We start from the raw sequence: 20,091 nt of genomic DNA, 5'->3' as shown, positions 1-20,091 counted from the left end.
GCAGCGCGGACGTGCATCCGTTGCGAAAGGCATTAACGCCGTGACGCTCCCTCACCAGGACCAGTTCAAGGGTGAGAGAGCGTCACGCGGAAACCCGCGTTAGGTGAGAGAGCGTCCGGCCATAACCCACGTTAAGTGAGAGAGCGTCTGCGGGTGAGCGGGCGTCGTTAGCGCAGCACCACCGTGCGGTTGCCCTGCAGGATCACCCGGCCTTCGCAGTGCCAGCGGACGGCGTTGGACAGGGCCTTGCATTCGGTGTCGCGGCCGGCGGCCACCAGGTCCTCGGGACCATAGGTGTGGTTCACCTCCACGGTCTGCTGGGCGATGATCGGTCCCTCGTCCAGTTCGGCGTTGACGTAGTGAGCGGTGGCACCCACGGTCTTAACCCCGCGCGCGTACGCCTGGTGGTACGGCTTGGCACCCTTGAAGCTGGGCAGGAACGAGTGGTGGATGTTGATGGCCTTCCCGTCCAGCTTCCGGGTCAGGTTGTCGCTCAGCACCTGCATGTACCGGGCCAGCACCACAAGCTCCACATCGAACTCGTCAACGAGCTCCAGCAGCCGGGCTTCCGCCGCTGGCTTGGTATCAGCAGTGACGGGGACGTGGAAGAACGGAATTCCATGCCATTCCACCAGTGCCTGGTGGTCGGTGTGGTTGGACACCACGGCCACCACGTCCACCGGCAGTTCGCCGATGCGGGCACGGAACAGCAGGTCGTTGAGGCAGTGCCCAAACTTGGACACCATGATCAGCACCCGCCGCTTGGAACCGTTCGGCTCCAGGCGCCAGCGCATCCCGAACTTTTCAGCAACCGGACCGAAGGCGGCCCGCAGCGTGTCCGCCGTGGAGGCATCGCCGTAGGACGCGAAATGCACCCGCATAAAGAAGTGCCCCTCGGAACGTTCGCCGAACTGCTGGTTGTCGATGATGTCGCAGCCGTGCTCCAGCAGGAAGCCGGACACGGCATGGACGATCCCCGGCGACTCGCTGCAGTCCAAAGTGAGGACGTGCTCCACGGTGGTCGGGGGTGTGACAGGGACGGTTTCAGTCTGGATTGCGGTCATGGCTCAGCACTCGATTACGTTGACGGCAAGGCCTCCGCGGGAGGTTTCCTTGTACTTGGTTTTCATGTCGGCTCCTGTTTCGCGCATCGTTTTGATGGCTTTGTCGAGGGATACCTTGTGGCTGCCGTCGCCGTGCAGGGCAAGGCGGGCGGCGTTGATGGCCTTGACGCTGGCGATGGCGTTGCGCTCGATGCAGGGGATCTGCACCAGCCCGCCCACCGGGTCGCAGGTCAGGCCGAGGTTGTGTTCGATGCCCACCTCGGCGGCATTTTCCACCTGGGCGGGCGTGCCGCCCAGCACTTCGCAGAGCCCTGCGGCAGCCATGGAGCAGGCGGAGCCCACTTCACCCTGGCAGCCCACCTCGGCGCCGGAGATGGAGGCGTTGATTTTGAACAGGATTCCGACGGCGGCGGCTGCCAGGAGGAAGCGGACCACTCCGTCGTCGTTGGCGCCGGGCACGAACTTCACGTAGTAATGCAGCACCGCCGGGACGATTCCCGCCGCGCCGTTGGTAGGCGCTGTGACAATCCGGCCGCCGGCGGCGTTCTCCTCGTTCACGGCCAGCGCGAACAGGTTCACCCACTCCATCGCCCGCAGCGGATCGGTGACGCCGGTGTCCGCTGTCAGGGTCTGGAATAACGACGGCGCCCGCCGCCTCACGTTGAGGCCGCCGGGAAGGATGCCTTCCGCGGCGCAGCCGTTGTCCACGCATTCGCGCATCACAGCCCACAGCCTCAGCAGTTCCGCGCGCAGCTCCTCCTCGGTCCGCCACACCAGCTCGTTGGCGAGCATTACGTCCGAGATGGACATGCCTTCACGCTTGCAGATTTCAAGGAGCTCGTCCGCGGTGCTGAACGGGTAGGGGAGGACCGTGGCGTCGGCCACCACGCGGTCGCCGGCGTCGGCGTCCCCGTCAACAACGAAGCCGCCCCCAATCGAATAGAAGCTCCGTTCGCTGAGCACGGTACCCGCATGGTCCAGCGCCCGGAACGTCATGCCGTTGGGGTGGGCCGGAAGGGCTTTACGCCGGTGGAGGACCACGTCCTCGTCCCAGTTGAAGTCCACCCGGTGGTCGCCGCCGATATACAGTTCGGCGTCCAGGGCAGCGGCGGCCACCTGGTCATCGGCGGTGAAGGTGTCCACGGTTTCGGGGTCCAGCCCCTTGAAGCCCAGGACCACTGCCTTGTCCGAGCCGTGGCCCCGCCCCGTTGCGCCGAGTGAGCCGAACAGTTCGGCCTGGACCCGGGTGGTGGAGCTCAGGTGTCCGTCGCCTTTGAGTCCGTCGGCGAACAGCTTTGCTGCCCGCATCGGGCCTACCGTGTGTGACGACGACGGCCCGATGCCAACGGAGAACAGGTCCAGGACGCTGAGCGCCATGTCAGGGGACCTCGGGGGAGGCGTACTCCCGCATCGCGTCCAGCAGCCAGCGGCCCAGGAAGTCGGCGAAGGAGGCCCGGGGGAAGATCCGGAAGGACTCCTCGCCGGTCTTCCACAGGACCACGGGGATGTTTCCGATCTCCGTGGAGAGCGCGGTGCCGGCCTGGAGGACGCGGGGGTGCAGGTCCAGCGAGCAGCCCTTTTCCAGGACTGCCCGGGACCGCGGCCCGGTGAGTTCGAACGTGGTGCGGTTGGCGGAAAGATCCACCACCTGGCCCTCGCCGTCAGCCAGTGCCTCCCGGAGCGCCTGGATCAGGTCGCCGCCGAGGGACTCGTGCGCTTCGGTGGGGGCCACCACCAGGAACTCTTCGGGTCCGAGCCACAGGACGGACGTGTCGCCCGAGCCGGCCACGCCGCCGCACCCTGCGGGCAGGCCGCCGGTGACGGAGGCTACGCGCTGTCCGGCATCGCTGTCGCGGTTGACCCGAAGGCCCACCATGGTCAGGAAGGGTGATTCGCGAAGTTCCACCAAGCCCTGGACCGAACCGGTTTCGAACGCTGCCCGGAGCTGGGCTGCGGGGCTAACACGCACGGAGAGGTCCTTCTGGCGGGTGGTTGCGGGTGCTGCTGTTTCAGCCATCTTTGCGGGTCCCTTCGGGGTCAAAAAGTACGGTTTCTGCGACGACGACGTCCACGAGCTGGTCGCCGGCGGCTGCCACCAGGGTTTCGCCGATGCGGTTGCGGCCGTTCTTGATCAGGGCCAGGCCGAATGACCTGCCGAGTGCTGCACTGTGGTAGCTGGAGGTGACAAAACCCTCCATGGGGACCGGCCCGTAGGCAGGGTTGGTGGAGCGGCCCTTTTCAACGAGCTGGGTGCCTTCCGGCAACCGGATGCTGTCGTCCACCGGCAGCACGCTGACCAGGTGCTTGCGGTCCTCCCGCTGGGCGTCGGTCCGGGCGTAGGAGCGCTTGCCCACGAACTCCTTGGCCTTGGAGACCACCCATTCCATTCCCGCGTCCTGCGGGGTGACGGTGCCGTCCGTGTCCTGGCCGACAATCGGGTAGCCCTTTTCGGCGCGGAGCACGTGCATGGTTTCGGTGCCGTATGGGGTGATGTTGAATTCGGCTCCGGCGGCGGCCACAGCCTCCCAGGTGTTCAGTCCGTACCAGGACGGCACGTTGATTTCGTACGCCAGTTCACCGGAGAAGGAGATCCGGCAGACCCGGGCGCGGACGCCGGAAGCCAGGGTGGTTTCGCGGAAGGTCATAAACGGGAAGGCTTCTGCGTCCAGCCCGCCGTCCGCGGCCAGTTCCGGTGCCACCTTAGCGAGGACGGCGCGGGATTTGGGCCCAACGACGGCGATGGTGGACCACTGTTCGGTCACCGAGGTGCAGTGCACGTCCAGTTCCGGCCACTCGGTCTGCAGCCACTCTTCCAGCCAGTCCAGCACTTTGGCGGCGCCCCCGGTGGTGGTGGTCATGAAGTAGCGGTCCTCGTCGAGGCGCAGCGTCACGCCGTCGTCGAAAATCATGCCGTCAGCCATGCACATCACGCCGTAGCGGGCGGAGCCCGGGGCGAGCTTCTTGAACGCGTTGGTGTAGATCCGGTTCAGGAACTCACCGGCGTCCTTGCCCCGGATCTCGATCTTGCCCAGGGTGGTGGCGTCCATAAAGCCAACCGACTCGCGGACGGCGGCGCACTCGCGCAGCACCGCCGTGTCCATGTCCTCGCCGTCCTGCGGGTAGTACCAGGGCCGCTTCCACTGCCCGACGTCCTCGAACAATGCGCCCTTGGCGAGGTGCCACGGCTGGATCGAGGTGACGCGGGCGGGATCGAACAGTTCGCCTCGCTGGCGGCCGGCGAGGGCCGCGAACGCCACCGGGGTGAAGGGTGCACGGTACGTGGTGGTGCCGATGTCGCCGATGCCCCGGGAGGCCTCGCCGGCAGTCCGCAGTGCGGCGGCGATGACGCCGATCGCGTTGACGCCGGAGGTCTTGCCCTGGTCGTTGGCGGTGCTGATGGAGGTGTAGCGCTTGATGTGCTCCACGGACCGCATGCCGGCGCCGGTGGACCGCAGCACGTCGGCCACGGACTGGTCGCGCTGGAAGTCCACGAAGTGGTGGTGCCAGTCATCCGGGGTGCCAGTCTCACCCGGAACCAGCCACAGCTGGCGGGTGGGGGCAGAGGCCTCGGGTTCGGCCAGCGGTGCGGGCTTGGTGCTGGTGCTGAAGCCTGCGGCGATGGTGGCTGAGGCTCCGGCGGAGATGCCCTCGGCGAGGCAGTCCTGGAGTTCGAAGCTGCCGCGGCCCGAGCCGATGATCTGCTGGTTCGGGACCACGGTGCTCGGCACGAAGGCGGCCAGTTCGTCATCCCAGCGCAGCTTGCCCTGCCGCTGGGAGTGCAGGTGCACCAGCGGGCTCCACCCGCCGGACACAGCCAGCAGGTCGCAGGCGATCTGCTCGATGCCCGAGGTGAGTTCGCCGTCGTCGTTGATGCTGCGGACGGTGACGCCATCCAGGCGGCCGTCCGCTGTGCCTTCTCCGGAGGAGGTGTTGGCCACCGCGCTGCCGATCAGCACGCGCGTGCCGGCTTCAACGGCGGCAGCGGCCACTTCGGTGAGCTGCGGACGGGCGTCCACGACGGCGGCGACCTTGACGCCGGCGGCGCGCAGGTCCGCGGCCAGCGCATAGGCGCTGTCGTTGGTGGTGCTGATGACCACGCGCTGGCCGGCTGCCACTGCGTAGCGGTTGAGGTAGCTGCGGACGGCCGAGGCGAGCATGATGCCGGGGCGGTCGTTGTTCTCGAACACCAGCGGGCGTTCGTGGGCGCCGGGGGCCAGCACCACCTGATTGGCACGGATGTGCCAAATACGCTGGCGGGATACACCGGACGCGGCCGGGGAGGACAGGTGGTCGGTGCGGTTCTGGACGGCGATGACGTAGTTGGCGTCATAGGCGCCGAAGGCCGTGGTGCGGTTCAGGACCGTGGATTCGGAGCCGGAAACGAGCTCGGCTTCAACATCCGCCACCCATTCCAGCGCTGGCTTGCCTTCGATGGCCTCGGCGAGTTCAGGCGCGGTGGAACCGGAAAGAAGCGAGCCGCCGAGTTCTGGCTGGTCATCCAGCAGCATCACGCGGGCGCCGGAACGGACTGCCTCGCGGGCTGCAGCGAGGCCTGCGGGGCCGCCGCCGATCACCAGAACGTCGGTGTGGACGTACTTCTTGTCGTACTCCGCGCGGTCGTCTTCGGGGTCCAGCTTGCCGAGGCCGTTCAGGTACTCCGCGGTGAGGCCGTCCACCAAGGTGACGGCGGTGGCGGGGAGCATCGACTCTGCTACGTGGCCGGGGAAGCGCGGCTCAACGCGGACCAGGGCATTGGCTTCCTCCACGCCGGCGGACAGGATGCCGCGGGCGCGGTCCTCGTAGAGCGAGTTGCCGGCGTTGATGCGGCCGTTGGCGAGCAGGGCCGAGGCGAGGGTGTCGCCGGGGTGGCCCGTGAATTCCTCACCGTCCAGGGTGAAACGCCAGGAGATGGTGCGGTCGATGCGTCCGCCGGCGGCGAGGCGGGCGTTCTGGGAAGTCACTTGGTTGCTCCTTCCGGGGCGATGGTGCTGGCAGGGGGTGTGCTGGTGCCGGAGATGCTGGTTCCTGAAATGCTTGGCGCCGCGGTTCCGGTGGTGGTGCTGTCAGCTGCAGTGCTGCCAGTGCCAGTTTCGGCGGTCAGCCGGCCGGCGGCATCGGGCCGGGGCGTGCCCATTGGGTACACGGCCAGGATGTCGTAGGTTACGGTGTCGCGGAGCATGTTGAACCATTGGCGGCAGCCGGTGCTGTGCAGCCAGCGTTCGGCGAAGGCGCCCTTGGTGTTGTCCCGGTAGAAGAGGAACTCGGCCCATTCACGGTCGTTCAGCTCGTCTGGGTTTTCCGGGTAGGCCACGTGGGCCTGGCCGCCGTAATGAAATTCGGTCTCGTCGCGCGAGCCGCAGTTGGGGCAGGAGATGAGCAGCATGTGCGTCTTCTTTCTTAGGTTCGCTGGCGGCTAGTGGGCGACGGCGGCAGCGCCGTGTTCGTCGATCAGGGCGCCGGTTTCGAAGCGTTCCAGCGCAAATGGCTTGTTCAGCTTGTGCGGGGTGCCGGTGGCGATATTGTGCGCGAAGGTCATGCCGGCGGCGGGGGTGCCCTTGAAGCCGCCGGTGCCCCAGCCACAGTTCACGAACATGTTGTCCACCGGGCTGTTGCCCACGATGGGGGAGGCGTCCAGGGTGGTGTCCACGATGCCGCCCCAGGTCCGCAGCACGTGTGCCCGCGCAAAGATCGGGAAGAGTTCCACGGCTGCCGCCATCTGGTGCTCGATCACGTGGAAGGAGCCACGCTGGCCGTAGCCGTTGTAGGAGTCCACGCCGGCGCCCATCACCAGTTCACCCTTGTGGGCCTGGGAAACGTAGACGTGCACGTGGTTGGACATCACGACGGTGGGGTGGACCGGCTCGTGCAGTTCGGAGACCAGTGCCTGGAGCGGGTGGGATTGGATGGGGAGGCGGAAGCCGGCCATCTCGGCCAGGACCGAGCTGTGCCCGGCGGCGCACAGGCCCACCTTTTCGGTGTTGATGGTGCCCTGGTTGGTCTTGACGCCCACCACGCGGTTGCCGTCCTTGACGAAGCCGGTGACTTCGCAGTTCTGGATGATGTCAACACCCAGCTCGTCACACTTGCGGGCAAAGGCCCAGGCCACGTGATCGTGCTTGGCGATGCCGGCGCGCGGCTGGTACGTGGCTCCCATGACGGGGTAGCGGATGTTGTCGCTGATATTCAGGATGGGGCAGAGTTCCTTGACCTGCTGCGGGTCCAGCCACTCGGCGTCCACGCCGTTGAGCTTGTTGGCCCCCACGCGGCGCATGCTTTCGCGGACGTCGCCCAGCGTGTGGGCGAGGTTCATCACGCCGCGCTGGCTGAAGAGGAAGTCGTATTCGAGTTCCTCCGGCAGGATCTCCCAGAGCTTGAGCGCGTGCTCGTAGATGGCAGCGCTCTCGTCCCAGAGGTAGTTGGAGCGGATGATGGTGGTGTTCCGGGCCATGTTGCCGCCAGCCAGCCAGCCCTTCTCCAGCACGGCGATGTTGGTCATTCCGTGGTTCTTCGCGAGGAAGTAGGCAGTGGCCAGGCCGTGCCCGCCGCCGCCCACGATCACGGCATCGTAGGAGGACTTGGGCTCCGGATTGCGCCAGAGGAAGTCCGGGTGCTCGGGGAGCTGCTGGGTGCTCACTGGGCTGCTCCAATCATGTCGTTCTCGAAGGCAGCGATCTCGGTGCCGTCACTGAGGTGGGGGTAGAGGGGGAACTTGCCCGCCAAGGCCGTCACCCGGGCGCGGAGTTCGACGGCGGTGCCCCCGTCCAGGGTGCCGGTGCCTGCGGTGCCCTGGCCCGCAGCGGCGATGAGCGCCGTCGCGATGATGTCCGCAACCTCGGTGAATTCCCCGGCGCCGAAGCCGCGGGTGGCGAGGGCGGGGGTGCCGATCCGGAGGCCGGAGGAGACCATCGGCGGGCGCGGGTCGAAGGGGACGGCGTTGCGGTTCACGGTGATGCCGATGCGGTGCAGGGCGTCTTCGGCCTGCTGTCCGTCCAGTTCGGAGTTGCGGAGGTCCACCAGGACCAGGTGGACGTCGGTGCCGCCGTTGACCACGGAAATTCCTGCTGCTGCAACGTCGTCGCGGAGGAGCCGTTCGGCCAGGAGCTTGGAGCCCTGCAGGACGCGTTCCTGGCGTTCCTTGAATTCGGGGCTGGCGGCCAGCTTGAAGGCTACGGCCTTGGCAGCGATGACGTGCTCCAGCGGGCCGCCCTGCTGGCCGGGGAAGACTGCGCTGTTGATCTTCTTCGCGTACTGCTCCTTGGCGAGGATAACGCCGCCGCGCGGGCCGCCGAGGGTCTTGTGGGTGGTGGTGGTGACCACGTCGGCGTACGGGACGGGGTTCGGGTGCAGTCCCGCGGCTACCAGGCCGGCGAAGTGCGCCATATCCACCATGAGGTAGGCGCCCACGAGGTCGGCGATGCGCCGGAACTCGGCGAAGTCCAGCTGGCGGGAGTAGGCGGACCAGCCGGCCACAATCAGGCGCGGACGGTGCTCGAGCGCGAGTGCTTCCACTTCCGCCATATCGACGCGGAGGTCGGATTCGCTCACGTGGTAGGGGACCACGTTGTAGAGCTTGCCGGAGAAGTTGATCTTCATGCCGTGGGTGAGGTGGCCGCCGTGGGCCAGGCTCAGGCCCATGATGGTGTCGCCCGGGTTCAGCAGGGCGAACATGGCAGCGGCGTTGGCCTGTGCGCCGGAGTGCGGCTGGACGTTGGCGAATTCTGCGCCAAAGAGGGCCTTGACCCGGTCGATGGCCAACTGCTCCACAACGTCCACGTGTTCGCAGCCGCCGTAGTAGCGCTTCCCGGGGTAGCCTTCGGCGTACTTGTTGGTCAGGACCGAGCCCTGGGCCTCCATGACGGCGGACGGGGCGAAATTCTCGGAGGCAATCATTTCCAGCGTGGACTGCTGGCGCACCAGTTCCTGGGCGATGGCCTGCTGGACCTCGGGATCGACTGCGGAAAGTCGCTCGTTCAACTGCTCAACCACGGATGCTCCTTTGAAATACCACTTGTTCGTTGACTGATATATCAGTGTGAGGTCAATGGTATGATTAGGGTCACAGCTGAGTCAATAGCTGGGCCGAAAGCGGTGAAACACTACGGGTTTCGGGTTCAGCGGGGATCAAAGAACGGAGCAGCCCCTTGAATGCACTTCTTGCCCTGACCCCTGCCGAGGAGGAAGCGCCGCCGTCGCAGGCTGAGGCCGCGTACCGGCAGCTGCGGGACAAACTGATTATGTTGGAGATCCGCCCGGGCGAACCCATCAATGACGGGCAGTTGGCAGCTGAACTTGGCTTCAGCCGCACGCCCGTCCGTGAGGCGATCAAGCGGCTTGAGGTTGACCATCTGGTCATTTCCTATCCCCGCCGCGGGACGTTTGCCACCAATGTGGACTTCACCGAACTGGCCGATGTTTCGGAGATCCGGGAGCTGCTGGAGCCCCTTGCTGCCCGCCGTGCGGCTGACCGGGCAAGCGAGAGCATGCGCCGGGAACTGCTGCAGGTGGCGGATGCCATCGCCGGAATTGATCCGGGGGCGGGGGAGTCCCGCGACCTGATGCGCTACGACCTGATGGTGCACCGGCTGATTTACAAAGCTGCCGCGAACCCGCACCTGGAAGACACCCTGATCCGCTACGACAACCTGGCAACACGGATCTGGTGCGTGGTGCTGGATAAGGTTCCGTCCGTGACCGGCCACATCACCGAGCATGTGGACCTGCTCAAGGCGGTGGCCGCCGGTGACGCGGACAAGGCCGGCGAGCTGGCCCTGCACCACGTCACCAGCTTCGAGGAAACCATCCGCAAGATTCTCTAGCGGCTGAGCCGTCGAAACCGAGGCTCAGGCCCGCGCCCGGGCCTTGACGGAGGTCCGTTCCACTGGCGGACAGTAGATTCTGGCCACGCCGTCAGAGGCCGCCTCGGGTGCACCGTCGAGTTCGAGCAGCATCCGCACGCCCGCCGCGCCCAGTTCATAGTGGGGAAGGGACACGGTGGAAAGCGGCGGGCGCAGGTGGGCGGCAATGACTTCCTGGTTGTCGAACCCCACCACAGCCATGTCATCCGGAATGGACAGGCCGTGCTCGCGCAGTCCGTCGTAGAGGCCCATGGCCATCCGGTCGTTGTAGCAGTACACCGCCGTGGCGCCGCGATGGAGGAGTTCCGGGGTGGCCCCGTATCCGCCTTCCTGGTCCGGATAGGCTTCCATCACCAGGTCGGGGTCGAACGGAATGCCGGCCTCTTCAAGCGCCTCCCGGTATCCGAGGAGCCGGCCGTCCTTGGCGGGGGCGGGAATGGTGGCATTGATGAAGGCGATCCGGCGGTGGCCGTGCCGGGCCAGGATCGCGGTGGCGGAGCGCCCGCCCTGCACCTCATCCGGAACCACCGCCGGGGACTCCGGCTCCTTGGAAAAGCAGTTGACCAGGACGAAGTCAGCCTCCCGGAGCGGTGCCGGAATGTCCGTCTGGCGGTGGAACCACGTGGAGTACAGGATGCCGCGCACTTTGTATTCGAGCATCATCTGTATCGCGTCCTGCTCAAGCTCCCCGTTGCCCTCAGTATTGGCGATGAGGAGGGCGTACCCGTGCTTCCACGCTTCGTCCTGGGCGCCATGGATGATCTGGCCGGCAAAGGGAGTGGTGGCAACGCCGTCGGCCACCAGTCCAATGAACCGTGAGGTGCCGCTGACCAGGGTTTTGGCCATGGCGTTGGGGCGGTAACCAAGGGCCCGGATGGCGTCTTTCACGCGTTGTTTGGTTTCTTCTGCGATCCGGGCGTCTTTTTTCTTGTTGACGATCAAGGAGACTGTGGCGGTGGAAACGCCTGCCGCTTCGGCTACGTCGCGGAGGGTGACAGGATGCGCGCGCTCGGGAATCCGGCGGGAAAGGCCCTTAGGGCCCGGTTTCCCGGAACGGCTCTCCATTGACGTCATCTGTCCTCCTTCAGGAGTATATCCATCTGATGTGGCCGTCATCCCTTTGTCGCCCCGCTCTCAAGCCCCTGGATCATGGCTTTGTTGAGCACCAGGAAAACCAGCAGTAACGGGGTGATGGTGACGCACACTGCCGCGAAGGTTGCAGTCCAGTCCGCCTTGCCCATGGCGCCGATATAGTTCTGCAGGCCCAGCGGAATGGTTTTCAGGTCCTCGGACAGGACAAAGGTGTTGGCGAAGATGAAGTCGTTCCAAATGAAGATGCTGGTTGACCAGCACCACCGTGACCACGGTATTCAGGGACAACGGCAAGGTGATCAGCCCGAAAATCCGGTAGGGGCCGGCGCCGTCCAGCGAAGCCGCCTCATACGTTTCCTTGGGGATGTACTCGTAGAACGAGCAAAACAGGTACACGGACATCGGCAGGGAGAAACCGGCAAGGGGGATGATCATCGACTGGTAGGTGTCCAGCAGGTTCACTGCCGAGTAGTCGATGAACAAGGGGACCAGGGCGATCTGGACCGGGACGATGATGCCGATCAGGAACAGTCCCCGGACCAGTTTGCTGAGACGGAACCCGAGTACCTGGATGGCGTAGGCGGCCATCATGCCGAGCAGGCTGTTCAGGATGTTCCGGCCAAGGTCGCCGGTTTCAAAGGCCCTGGCGTAGTTCTCCCACGTGAGCGAGCCGGGCAGGGCGAAGGGATCGCCCGTGGCAAAGTCCTGTTCGGTGTGGGCCGTTCTGCAGACGGCGCCCGCCACACGAACGTGGCAAATACGGCAGCGGGCTGTACGTGGACCGTGCGCCGTCGGACCGGGCAGGTTTCCCGCTCGTGCTACACCGTCGGCGGCCCTGCAACCTTCTCCGGCATCACCATCCGTTCTTTTATATGGTCATGCAACACGGAAGGCGGCCCCCACCCGAAAGGCAGGGGCCGCCGTCGTGATTTCAGCCAGTCAATCGCGGCCTTCGGCGAACGGGAACTAGATGATCGCGGCGCGGAGTTCTTTTGCTGCCACGGCGGGGTCGTCGGCGCTGTAGATGGAACCGCCGACGACGGCCACCTCCGCACCGGCCCGCTGCACGGCTTCGATGGTGGAAAGGTTCACGCCGCCGGCCACGGAGAACGGCACGCGGGCCTCTTCGCCCGCATGCAGCAGCACGTTCAGGTTGTAGCCGGGCTTCGCCTGCTCGTCCAGGCCGGCGTGGAACTCGATGAACTTGGCGCCCAGGGCGCGGGCTTCCTTGGCGCGCGCCACCTTGTCCGCCACACCGATCAGGTCCACCACGATGCCCTTGTTATGGGCCTTGGCGGCCTTCACGGCCCCGGCGATGGTGGAGTCGTCGGCGCCGCCCAGGACCGAGACCAGGTCCGCGCCGGCGGCGAACGCAATTTCGGCTTCCAGTTCTCCGGCGTCCATGGTCTTCAGGTCGGCGAAAACAATTTTGTCCGGGTGGGCGGTCTTGACGGCGGTGACGGCGGCGAGGCCGGCGTTCTTCACCAGCGGCGTGCCCAGTTCAATGATGTCCACGTACTCGGCGACTTTGCCGGCCAGGTCGAGTGCAGCTTCGACGGTAAGGACATCCATGGCTACTTGCAGCTTCATTAGTTTCTCTTTCGGATCGGTTGTGAAAACGGGTCAGTGGGGGAGAGGGGAACTTATTCGAGGTTGGCGTGGCGCTGCCAGAGGTCCTCGGGTGCGGCGGCGTCCTCGTCCCAGAGGCTTTGGAACACCGCCTCAGTAGTGGCAAACAGCACCTGCTCGAAGAGGCTCCCCGAGTACTGCCGCGACAGCGACGAGCGGTGGTCCGTCTTCCGGGCAGCAGGGATCAGCACGACGGCGGCAGCCGCCGCTGCGAGCGGGGAACCTGCGTTGGTGGTGTAGGCGGCCACGCGGGCACCTTGTGCGACGGCGGTTTCCGCTGCCTTGACCACTCCTGCGGTGGTGCCGGAGCCGGAAGCGGTGAGCAGCAGGTCGCCGGCACGGATGGCCGGAGCGGTGATCTCTCCGACCACATGCACCGTCAGCCCCAGGTGCATCAGCCGCATGGCCGCCATCTTCAGCACCAAACCGCTGCGTCCCGCGCCGGTCACGAAGATCCTGCTTGCCAGCCTCAGCTCGGTCACCAGGGCTGAGACCTCTGCCGGGTCAACGCGTTGGAACACTTCGCTGATTTCGTCCAGGACAAGAATCCGGTTGCGGTCAAAGGCCCGCGATGATCCGGCCAGGGCGGCCGGATCTGTTTCTGCAATGGCGCTCATGCGCGTACCTCCTCGAACGTTTGTGACCCTTCAATGCTCGCCCGCCCGGCGGGTGGGCAAAACGGCATGATCGGATGGTCCTGACTACCCGAAGGGGTAGGCAATCCGTGCCCTGCCCGTACACTGGGCAGGTGGAAAGCCTCAACACAGCCCTGCTCCAGGCCATCGCCGCCGTGGCTGCTGCTCCCCTCTCGGACATCGCCCACCGGCTGCGGGAGGCACTCAGCCCGTACCGCGGATCCAGCGCCCTGGTGATTTTCACCGAGGACTGCACCGGCCGGCCGCAGAAGAAGACCGGCGATGAGTCGATCATCAGCAGGGTGTCCATCGCCGAACTGGATGCCATCCGGTCCATGCTCACCGAAGATGGGGATGGCGATGCCTGGCGCGGTGAGGCGGTGTTCGGTGGCGAGGTGCGTCCGGTTCTCGCAGTGTCCTCGCCGAGCAATGCTCTGCTGGTTCTCTCGGATCCGGAACCTGGTCCGCAGCCCGTCCGGAACACTGACACCCCGGCGGACGCACAGTGGCTCCTCCACTACCTCTGGACGCTCACAGCCGAGCGGATCCGGGAAAAGGTGGCCGATGCGCCGCCGTCATACCTCATTGAATCCCGCGCGGCCTCCGCGGAACGCGTCCGGGTGACCGCGGAACTGGTGGACCAGCACTCCACCACCCTTGAAACGCTGCTTGCCGCACTGAGGTCGCCGGCGATGCCCGACGCCGCTGCCCGGGCGGCGGCAACCGACGTCGCAGCCAAGGCGCTGGTAGGCCTCCGCACCCTCAACGACCGCACCACCGATCTGGTGGAGGAACCCGTTGCATCCGCGTTCCAGCGACTCCGCGAGGACCTGCGGCCACTAATGAACTTCAGCGGCATCGACGTCCAGTTCATCGAGCCGCCCGTGAACGGCCGGGCACTTCCCGGCGAGGTGGCACACGCCGCAAGGGCGATCGTCCGCGGCCTCGTGCTCGCCATGGTGGACCAGCAGGGGGTCCGCCGGATGCGCACGCAGTGGGACTGTGACGGCGTGAACCTCCTGGTGAACGTGCGCGACGACGGGCCGGGGGAACTTTCCGCGTCGGCACCTGCCGTGGCGCGCCTCGTCCAGCGCGTAGAGGCGCTGAACGGGAGCATGGGCGTGGATGTGATGCCCGGGTGGGGTGCCGACGTCGCCGTGTCACTCCCGCTGGACCCGCCCGCCCGGCCGCTGGCCGACGTCGCCGACTGGAACCTGGGGGCGCGCGAACTGGAGGTCCTTCAGCTCCTCGCCGCCGGGCAGCGGAACCGGGGCATCGCCGCAAAACTTCACATCAGCGAGAACACTGTGAAGTTCCACCTCCGCAACCTGTACCGGAAGATCGGCGCCTCCTCCCGCACCGAAGCAATGGCGCTGGCCCACAGCAACGGCCTGCGCTGATACCGGGCCGCTGATCCAACCTGCGATTTCACGCTGCGCAGGCTAGTTGAGACCATGGATCATGGCTGCGAACAAGGAACGCGAACCCGACGGCGATGCGGAACAGGGCCAGCACGGCGGCGTCCAGTCCGTGGACCGGGCCCTCGCTGTCCTGGAAATCCTGGCGCGGGACGGCCATGCCGGCGTGAGCGACATCGCCGAGGAGATGGGCATCCACAAGTCCACCGTCTCGCGGCTGCTGGGTTCATTGGTGAGCCGCGAAATGGTCCACCAGAACAGCGACCGGGGCAAGTACCAGCTGGGCTTCGGCATCCTGCGCCTGGCCAGCTCCATCCCGGGACGCCTTAGCCTGGTCCGGGAGGCCCGGCCCGTCCTGGAGGCCCTGGCGGAGGAATTCAAGGAGACGGTGAACCTCGCCGTCCTGCGCTCCAACTACGCCGTCAACGTGGACCAGGCCATGGGGCCGTCCACCCTCGCCACGTACGACTGGGTGGGCAACCTGACGCCGCTCCACGCCACCTCGAGCGGGAAGGTCCTGCTGGCCGCCCTGCCCGCTGACGACCGGGACCGCATCCTGAAGGAGACCGGGCTGCCGCAGCGGACGCCGCGGACCATCACCAGCCGCAAGGAACTCGAAAACCAGCTGCTCGACGTCGCCCGTGACGGCTACGGGGTGGTGCGGGAAGAGTTCGAAATCGGACTGACGGCTGTGGCTGTTCCGGTCTTTAGCCACCTGGGCGCCGTGATCGGGGCCATCAGCATCTCCGGCCCTGCCTTCCGCTTTGATCCCGAAGGGATCCCGGGACTGCTAGATGCACTCAAAGACGCGGGGCTGCAGGTCAGCGCGAAGATGGGCTTTACTCGCCGCTAGCCGCGAGCAGGCATTAGGCCCGGCGTTTCGCACGCTGGGCCAATCCGACGGATATCCGGCCATCAGCGCGCCCGAACCACCCAGATCGCGCCGATTCCCGCCACGGCCAGTCCTCCGCCGAGCCCGGTAGCCGAGGCAGCCAGCGGCCGCTCCTGCGGCGGACGCGCTTGCCCGGAAGCCTGCACCGACGGTAAAGATCTGGGACCGGAGGTGCGGCGGGCTCAGGTGGCCGCGGAGGAACAGCATGGCTGCGGAGGTGGGAGCGGTGAACAACCCGGACAGGCCAATCGCAATCACCGTCCAGGCCGTGCCAAAGGCGAATGCTGCTCCGTTGGTGAGCAGTCCGGTGGCCAGGAAGCCCATCATCATCACGGCGTGCGGGCGGGCCCTGGTGGGCCGAATCGTCTCGCGCAGGGCACCGACGAGGCTGCCGACGGCGAATGCTGTCACCAGGAGCGCCCCTTCACTGGGCGAGCCAACCCTTTCAATCGAAAGCGCAACTGCTGCCGCCGCCAGTCCGCCCTGGCCGAGCTGGCTCAGGGTGGCCACGCCGGTCACCACCGCCAGCGGGCGGTGGCTGAGGATGCGGTGCAGCCCGGACTTCACGGTCCGGCACACCGAGTCGCCCGGGAAATGAGCCCGCCGGCCAGGACGCCACCCACGCCGGCAGCGCTCAGAGGTCCTCTTCGAGCCGGGTGGTGAGGATCCGGTTGGCGTTAACCTGCAGGATGCCGAGCGACTCCTGGATCAGGGGTGAGGCGATACTGCCCCTGCGCACCGCGGCGACAATGCGGCGCGTGGGTTTCGCGTTACCGGTGATGCGCAGCCGAACCACGTTTTCGGCACCATGCAAGGGCGCCAGCCGGGGCAGCAGGCCCACGCCCAGCCCCGCACCCACGAACGCGATCTGGGTTTCCCATTCAACGGCTTCATGGGCAATCCGCGGGGTCACCCCGACTGCCGTAAAGGCCGCGGTGAAGAGGGAATGGTAGGTGGAACCCGCGGCCTCGGTGATCCAGGGTTCCGATGCCAGCTCTTCGAGCGTCGCTGTTTCCCGGGATGCCAGCGGATGGTCACCGGGAATGATCACATCCAGTGGATCGTCGAGCAGGACTCTCTGCTCGAAGCGCGGATCATCCTCGCCGTAAGTGTCGGACTGCATGGCAACTATGACGGCAAGGTCGATTCGTTCCGCAATCAACAAGTCGAAGCAGCGGGCTGGATCAGCCTCAAGAACCTGCACCTCCAGCAGTGGGCGGGTTGAGCGCAGGGTGGCGGCCAGCGGTGCGAGCAGCTGGGCGGCTGCAGTGGAGAATCCGCCGAGGCCAAAGTGCGGCTGCACCTGGTCGCCTGCCTCCATGGCTGCGGCGCGCAGGCTCTCCCACTGGGCAATGAGGGGATCCGAGCCCGCCACGAGAAAGCGTCCCGTGGCGGTAAGCCGCACGCCCCGGCCGTCCTTCGCCAGCAGCTGCATGCCAAGCACGCGCTGGAGCTCCCGCAACTGGGCGGAGACGGCAGAGGGAGAATAGCCCGTGAGCTCCGCGGTCGCGCCTATGGTGCCGCACCGGGCGAACACGCGGAGCGTGATGAGCCTCGCATCGATCATGCACCTATTCTGCATGGTTATCTTCGAAATGTTGCGCTTTTTTTGCAGCTGCTGTGACCCTAATCTCATCATTACAGGTTCTTCGACCACGCCGTTACCACCCGCGTACCCGTGGTCACCACGCAACACCCACTACCCATGCCTCCCGGGAGGAAACCCATGACTGCTTCAGTGAACGTGCCCCTCAATTCACGCGGAAAACTCGCTGCGTCATTGCCTGCCGAACAGCTGGCAGAAATTACCGCGTTGTTTGAGTTCCGGCGCACCGGCTACTCCCTCGATGCCCCCTTCTACACCGATGCCTCGATCTTCAACATCGACATGGAAGCCATTTTCGGCCAGCACTGGATCTTTGCCGCGAGCACCGCCGAACTGCCGGAGCCGGGCGACTACGTCACCGTCGACTACGGTCCCTACTCCCTGATTGTGCTGCGTAACGACGACGGCGACGTGAACGTCCTGCACAACGTATGCCGCCACCGCGGCGCCCGCGTTCTCACCGAAGCTGCCGGGTCAACCGGAAACCTGGTCTGCGGCTACCACTCCTGGACCTACTCCCCGGAGGGCAACCTGATCCATGCCTCCGCGCCGGGGGAAACGAAATTCGACAAGAGCTGCTTCGGCCTCAAGCGCGCCCACGGCCGCGAGGTCGCCGGACTGATCTTCGTCTGCATTGCGAATGAACCGCCGACGGACTTCGACGAAACCGCAAAGATCTTTGAGCCCTACCTGGCGCCCCACGATCTCGCCAAAACAAAGATTGCCTACCAGCAGAACATCATCGAAGAGGGCAACTGGAAGCTCGTCATGGAGAACAACCGTGAGTGCTACCACTGCGACGGACACCCTGAGCTTGCCTGCTCCCTCTTTCCCACCTGGGGCCTCACGGAGGGCCTGGTCCCGCCGCATCTTCAGGAAGTGTGGGACCGGAACAAGGAGGCCCAGTCCTCCCTCGAGGAGCGTTGCCGCCGCTACGGCCTTCCCTACGAGGTGGTCGAGCAGCTTGATACCCGCATCGCGGGAATCCGCATCTCGCGGGAATCACTCGATGGAGAGGGTGAATCGTTTTCCGCCGACGGGCGCAGGCTTTCCAAGAAACTGCTCGGTGACTTGCCCGACTTCCGCCTTGGCCGCTGCTCGATGCACCTGCAGCCCAACAGCTGGTTCCATTTCCTCGGCGACCACGTCATCACGTTCGGTGTTTTCCCCATCAACGAACACCAGAGCCTCGTACGCACCACTTGGCTGGTTGCTGACGACGCCGTTGAAGGCGTGGACTACGACCTGGAGAAGCTCACCTACACCTGGAAGCAGACGAACCTGCAGGACAAGGCGTTCGTGGAGCTCTGCCAGCAGGGTGCCGGCAGCCCCGCCTACGAGCCCGGTCCCTACATGAAGAGCGAATACCAGGTGGAAGCATTCATCAACTGGTACGTTCAGCGCGTGCAGGAGCACTTGGCATGATTGAACTCCTCACTGAAACGGCAATCCAGGAACCACAGCGTATTCGCGGTCTTGAGATGCCGTGGAACAGGGTGATGGGAAGCCCCGAGGCACCCGCCCGGGCAGCCCGTGCACTGGGCCCGTGGCATCCGCAGGAGTTCATGGCCGAATGCGTCGAGACCGTTCCCGAGGCCGGCGCCATGATGACCTTCGTGTTCCGCCGCTGTGACGGTGCGCCGCTGGCGTTCCGTGCCGGCCAGTACGTGAACGTAGCATTTCCCGTGAATGGCGAGGACCAGGATCCGGTGGACCGCAGCTACTCGCTGTCCAGTTCGCCCACCGAGCCGTGGACCTTCAGCATCACCGTCAAGTGCGATCCCACGGGACTGGTCTCGCCCTGGGTGCACGAGAACGTCAAACCCGGCACCGTTCTTGAAATGCTGGGACCGGTGGGAGCATTCCACCTGCCCGATGCCGACCGGCGGGCACGGTATCTCCTGCTTGCTGCCGGCGCAGGCATCACTCCCATCATGTCCATGGTGCGGACTATCCACTCCCTGCCCGGACACGCCGATGTTGTGGTGCTTTACCACGGCTCGGATGCTGGAGGCTTTGCCTTCCACCGGGAACTGGCCTATGTCGCCTCCGTGGACTCGCGCGTCAAGATCTACTACTCCCTGGGTGACCGCAGCGTACCGGAGGGGTGGGAAGGGCTCAAAGGAAGGCTGACGGCGGCCATGCTGGAGGAGGTGGCTCCCGATGCGAACGGCCGCCAGGTGTACGCATGTGGTCCCGAGGGTTACCTGAATACCGCCACCGAGCTCCTCACGAACGTCGGTGTCGACGACACTTCCATCTACATGGAGTTCTTCTCGGGAGACCGCCAGACGCTCCTTGAATACCAGGCGGAGGTGGCGCATGCAGCCGACTTCGCCGAGGAGATCGCCGAGGAGATCGCCGAATCCGCCGAGGACTATTTTGAAAGCCAGCCCGCCGCGTTCAGCCTCTACGAACCTGGTTACGACGCCGACGGAACCCTGCAGGCCTCAGGGCTGCCGCTGGAAATCATCGACCCGAAGGCACCCGGCTCCGACTCCTCCGCCGAAAGCCCGGGCGGGGCGCCGGAAGCCGGTTCCCCAGATTCCTCGAGCTTCGACACGGTGGGAACAGGCAGCCTCACCATGTCCTTCATGCGTACCGGCATCAACGTGCGGATCGACCCCACCGAGCGCATCCTCGAGGTGGCCCAGCGGGCCGGCGTCAGGATTGGCGCGAACTGCAAGGAAGGCATGTGCGGCTCCTGCAAGGTCGTCAAGCTTTCCGGGGAGATCGAGATGAACCACCAGGGCGGGATCCGGGCACGGGAAATCTCTGCAGGCAAGTTCCTGCCCTGCTGCTCCATCGCGCAAACGGACCTGGTGATAGATGCCTGACCCGATGTTCCACCCGGCTTGGGGACGCCGGAGTAGAGCGTCAGCCCATGAATTCAAACCAAA

General features: G+C 65.7%; 17 protein-coding genes and 1 pseudogene. 5 read left to right on the top strand and 13 right to left on the bottom strand.

Features of this window, described 5'->3' with window-relative positions:
- Positions 1–167: 167 nt before the first annotated feature.
- From purU to glyA, 7 genes are read right to left on the bottom strand one after another with little or no spacing between them, the layout of a single operon-like run.
- Positions 168–1,064, bottom strand: a complete 897-nt coding sequence (purU, locus tag ACFVYC_RS07305) for a formyltetrahydrofolate deformylase (protein WP_387548505.1) — start codon at positions 1,062–1,064, stop codon at positions 168–170.
- Positions 1,065–1,067: 3 nt separating this feature from the next.
- On the bottom strand, positions 1,068–2,441 hold the full coding sequence (locus tag ACFVYC_RS07300) for an L-serine ammonia-lyase (RefSeq protein ID WP_387548503.1): 1,374 nt from the start codon (positions 2,439–2,441) through the stop codon (positions 1,068–1,070).
- A gap of 1 nt (position 2,442) precedes the next feature.
- Entirely contained in the window at positions 2,443–3,081 is a 639-nt protein-coding gene (locus tag ACFVYC_RS07295) for a sarcosine oxidase subunit gamma (protein ID WP_387548501.1), read from the bottom strand.
- Entirely contained in the window at positions 3,074–6,025 is a 2,952-nt protein-coding gene (locus ACFVYC_RS07290; RefSeq protein WP_387548499.1) for a sarcosine oxidase subunit alpha family protein, read from the bottom strand. The genes ACFVYC_RS07295 and ACFVYC_RS07290 overlap by 8 nt, the downstream gene beginning before the upstream one ends.
- Positions 6,022–6,447, bottom strand: a complete 426-nt coding sequence (locus ACFVYC_RS07285; protein WP_387548497.1) for a sarcosine oxidase subunit delta — start codon at positions 6,445–6,447, stop codon at positions 6,022–6,024. The genes ACFVYC_RS07290 and ACFVYC_RS07285 overlap by 4 nt, the downstream gene beginning before the upstream one ends.
- A 30-nt stretch (positions 6,448–6,477) precedes the next feature.
- The gene (locus ACFVYC_RS07280) at positions 6,478–7,698 is read right to left on the bottom strand and encodes a sarcosine oxidase subunit beta family protein (RefSeq protein ID WP_387548495.1); all 1,221 of its coding nucleotides are present in this window, start codon (positions 7,696–7,698) and stop codon (positions 6,478–6,480) included.
- Positions 7,695–9,050: a serine hydroxymethyltransferase gene (gene glyA, locus ACFVYC_RS07275; protein WP_387548492.1), complete on the bottom strand. Its 1,356-nt coding sequence runs from the start codon at positions 9,048–9,050 to the stop codon at positions 7,695–7,697. Before glyA ends, ACFVYC_RS07280 begins: the two co-directional genes overlap by 4 nt.
- Positions 9,051–9,205: 155 nt before the next feature.
- On the opposite strand from glyA, the gene ACFVYC_RS07270 reads away from it, so the two are divergent.
- A complete protein-coding gene (locus ACFVYC_RS07270; protein WP_387548489.1) occupies positions 9,206–9,880 on the top strand; it encodes a GntR family transcriptional regulator in 675 nt (224 codons plus the stop codon).
- A gap of 24 nt (positions 9,881–9,904) precedes the next feature.
- On the opposite strand, the gene ACFVYC_RS07265 is transcribed toward ACFVYC_RS07270, so the two are convergent.
- From ACFVYC_RS07265 to hxlB, 4 genes and pseudogenes are all read right to left on the bottom strand, one after another.
- Complete coding sequence (locus ACFVYC_RS07265; RefSeq protein ID WP_387548486.1) at positions 9,905–10,993, bottom strand: LacI family DNA-binding transcriptional regulator; 1,089 nt, start codon at positions 10,991–10,993, stop codon at positions 9,905–9,907.
- Between the two features lie 38 nt (positions 10,994–11,031).
- Positions 11,032–11,725, bottom strand: a pseudogene (locus ACFVYC_RS07260) (carbohydrate ABC transporter permease); the annotation flags it as partial.
- 252 nt (positions 11,726–11,977) lie between these two features.
- Positions 11,978–12,601 carry a 3-hexulose-6-phosphate synthase gene (gene hxlA, locus ACFVYC_RS07255; protein WP_387548483.1) on the bottom strand — a complete coding sequence of 208 codons (624 nt, stop codon included), beginning with the start codon at positions 12,599–12,601 and terminating at the stop codon, positions 11,978–11,980.
- A gap of 53 nt (positions 12,602–12,654) precedes the next feature.
- Positions 12,655–13,257 carry a 6-phospho-3-hexuloisomerase gene (gene hxlB / locus ACFVYC_RS07250; RefSeq protein ID WP_387548480.1) on the bottom strand — a complete coding sequence of 201 codons (603 nt, stop codon included), beginning with the start codon at positions 13,255–13,257 and terminating at the stop codon, positions 12,655–12,657.
- 74 nt (positions 13,258–13,331) lie between these two features.
- Here hxlB and ACFVYC_RS07245 point away from each other — a divergent pair, with 74 nt between their 5' ends.
- Positions 13,332–14,675 carry a LuxR C-terminal-related transcriptional regulator gene (locus tag ACFVYC_RS07245; RefSeq protein ID WP_387548477.1) on the top strand — a complete coding sequence of 448 codons (1,344 nt, stop codon included), beginning with the start codon at positions 13,332–13,334 and terminating at the stop codon, positions 14,673–14,675.
- 61 nt (positions 14,676–14,736) lie between these two features.
- Entirely contained in the window at positions 14,737–15,546 is an 810-nt protein-coding gene (locus tag ACFVYC_RS07240; RefSeq protein WP_387548475.1) for an IclR family transcriptional regulator, read from the top strand.
- Here the strand turns inward: ACFVYC_RS07240 and ACFVYC_RS07235 are convergent.
- Both ACFVYC_RS07235 and ACFVYC_RS07230 read right to left on the bottom strand, forming a co-directional pair.
- Positions 15,484–16,152 (bottom strand): hypothetical protein, encoded by a 669-nt coding sequence (locus ACFVYC_RS07235; protein ID WP_387548473.1) that lies wholly within the window; start codon positions 16,150–16,152, stop codon positions 15,484–15,486. The two genes, ACFVYC_RS07240 and ACFVYC_RS07235, sit on opposite strands and share 63 nt — an antisense overlap.
- A 67-nt stretch (positions 16,153–16,219) precedes the next feature.
- The gene (locus ACFVYC_RS07230; protein WP_387548470.1) at positions 16,220–17,152 is read right to left on the bottom strand and encodes a LysR family transcriptional regulator; all 933 of its coding nucleotides are present in this window, start codon (positions 17,150–17,152) and stop codon (positions 16,220–16,222) included.
- Between the two features lie 159 nt (positions 17,153–17,311).
- Here ACFVYC_RS07230 and ACFVYC_RS07225 point away from each other — a divergent pair, with 159 nt between their 5' ends.
- Both ACFVYC_RS07225 and ACFVYC_RS07220 read left to right on the top strand, forming a co-directional pair.
- Positions 17,312–18,616 carry an SRPBCC family protein gene (locus ACFVYC_RS07225; protein WP_387548467.1) on the top strand — a complete coding sequence of 435 codons (1,305 nt, stop codon included), beginning with the start codon at positions 17,312–17,314 and terminating at the stop codon, positions 18,614–18,616.
- Complete coding sequence (locus ACFVYC_RS07220; RefSeq protein WP_387548465.1) at positions 18,613–20,028, top strand: ferredoxin reductase; 1,416 nt, start codon at positions 18,613–18,615, stop codon at positions 20,026–20,028. The genes ACFVYC_RS07225 and ACFVYC_RS07220 overlap by 4 nt, the downstream gene beginning before the upstream one ends.
- Positions 20,029–20,091 lie beyond the last annotated feature (63 nt).

The organism is Pseudarthrobacter sp. NPDC058329 (genome assembly GCF_042879835.1).
GTDB lineage: Bacteria > Actinomycetota > Actinomycetes > Actinomycetales > Micrococcaceae > Arthrobacter.
This window is presented reverse-complemented; position numbering and strand designations above follow the sequence as displayed.

What these genes read in the sequence shown, in the direction of transcription:
- purU (WP_387548505.1), bottom strand. Translation starts at nt 1,064, where the DNA reads ATGACCGCAATCCAGACTGAAACCGTCCCTGTCACACCCCCGACCACC.
- ACFVYC_RS07300 (WP_387548503.1), bottom strand. Translation starts at nt 2,441, where the DNA reads ATGGCGCTCAGCGTCCTGGACCTGTTCTCCGTTGGCATCGGGCCGTCG.
- ACFVYC_RS07295 (WP_387548501.1), bottom strand. Translation starts at nt 3,081, where the DNA reads ATGGCTGAAACAGCAGCACCCGCAACCACCCGCCAGAAGGACCTCTCC.
- ACFVYC_RS07285 (WP_387548497.1), bottom strand. Translation starts at nt 6,447, where the DNA reads ATGCTGCTCATCTCCTGCCCCAACTGCGGCTCGCGCGACGAGACCGAA.
- ACFVYC_RS07265 (WP_387548486.1), bottom strand. Translation starts at nt 10,993, where the DNA reads ATGACGTCAATGGAGAGCCGTTCCGGGAAACCGGGCCCTAAGGGCCTT.
- hxlA (WP_387548483.1), bottom strand. Translation starts at nt 12,601, where the DNA reads ATGAAGCTGCAAGTAGCCATGGATGTCCTTACCGTCGAAGCTGCACTC.
- hxlB (WP_387548480.1), bottom strand. Translation starts at nt 13,257, where the DNA reads ATGAGCGCCATTGCAGAAACAGATCCGGCCGCCCTGGCCGGATCATCG.
- ACFVYC_RS07245 (WP_387548477.1), top strand. Translation starts at nt 13,332, where the DNA reads ATGGTCCTGACTACCCGAAGGGGTAGGCAATCCGTGCCCTGCCCGTAC.
- ACFVYC_RS07240 (WP_387548475.1), top strand. Translation starts at nt 14,737, where the DNA reads ATGGCTGCGAACAAGGAACGCGAACCCGACGGCGATGCGGAACAGGGC.
- ACFVYC_RS07230 (WP_387548470.1), bottom strand. Translation starts at nt 17,152, where the DNA reads ATGATCGATGCGAGGCTCATCACGCTCCGCGTGTTCGCCCGGTGCGGC.
- ACFVYC_RS07225 (WP_387548467.1), top strand. Translation starts at nt 17,312, where the DNA reads ATGACTGCTTCAGTGAACGTGCCCCTCAATTCACGCGGAAAACTCGCT.
- ACFVYC_RS07220 (WP_387548465.1), top strand. Translation starts at nt 18,613, where the DNA reads ATGATTGAACTCCTCACTGAAACGGCAATCCAGGAACCACAGCGTATT.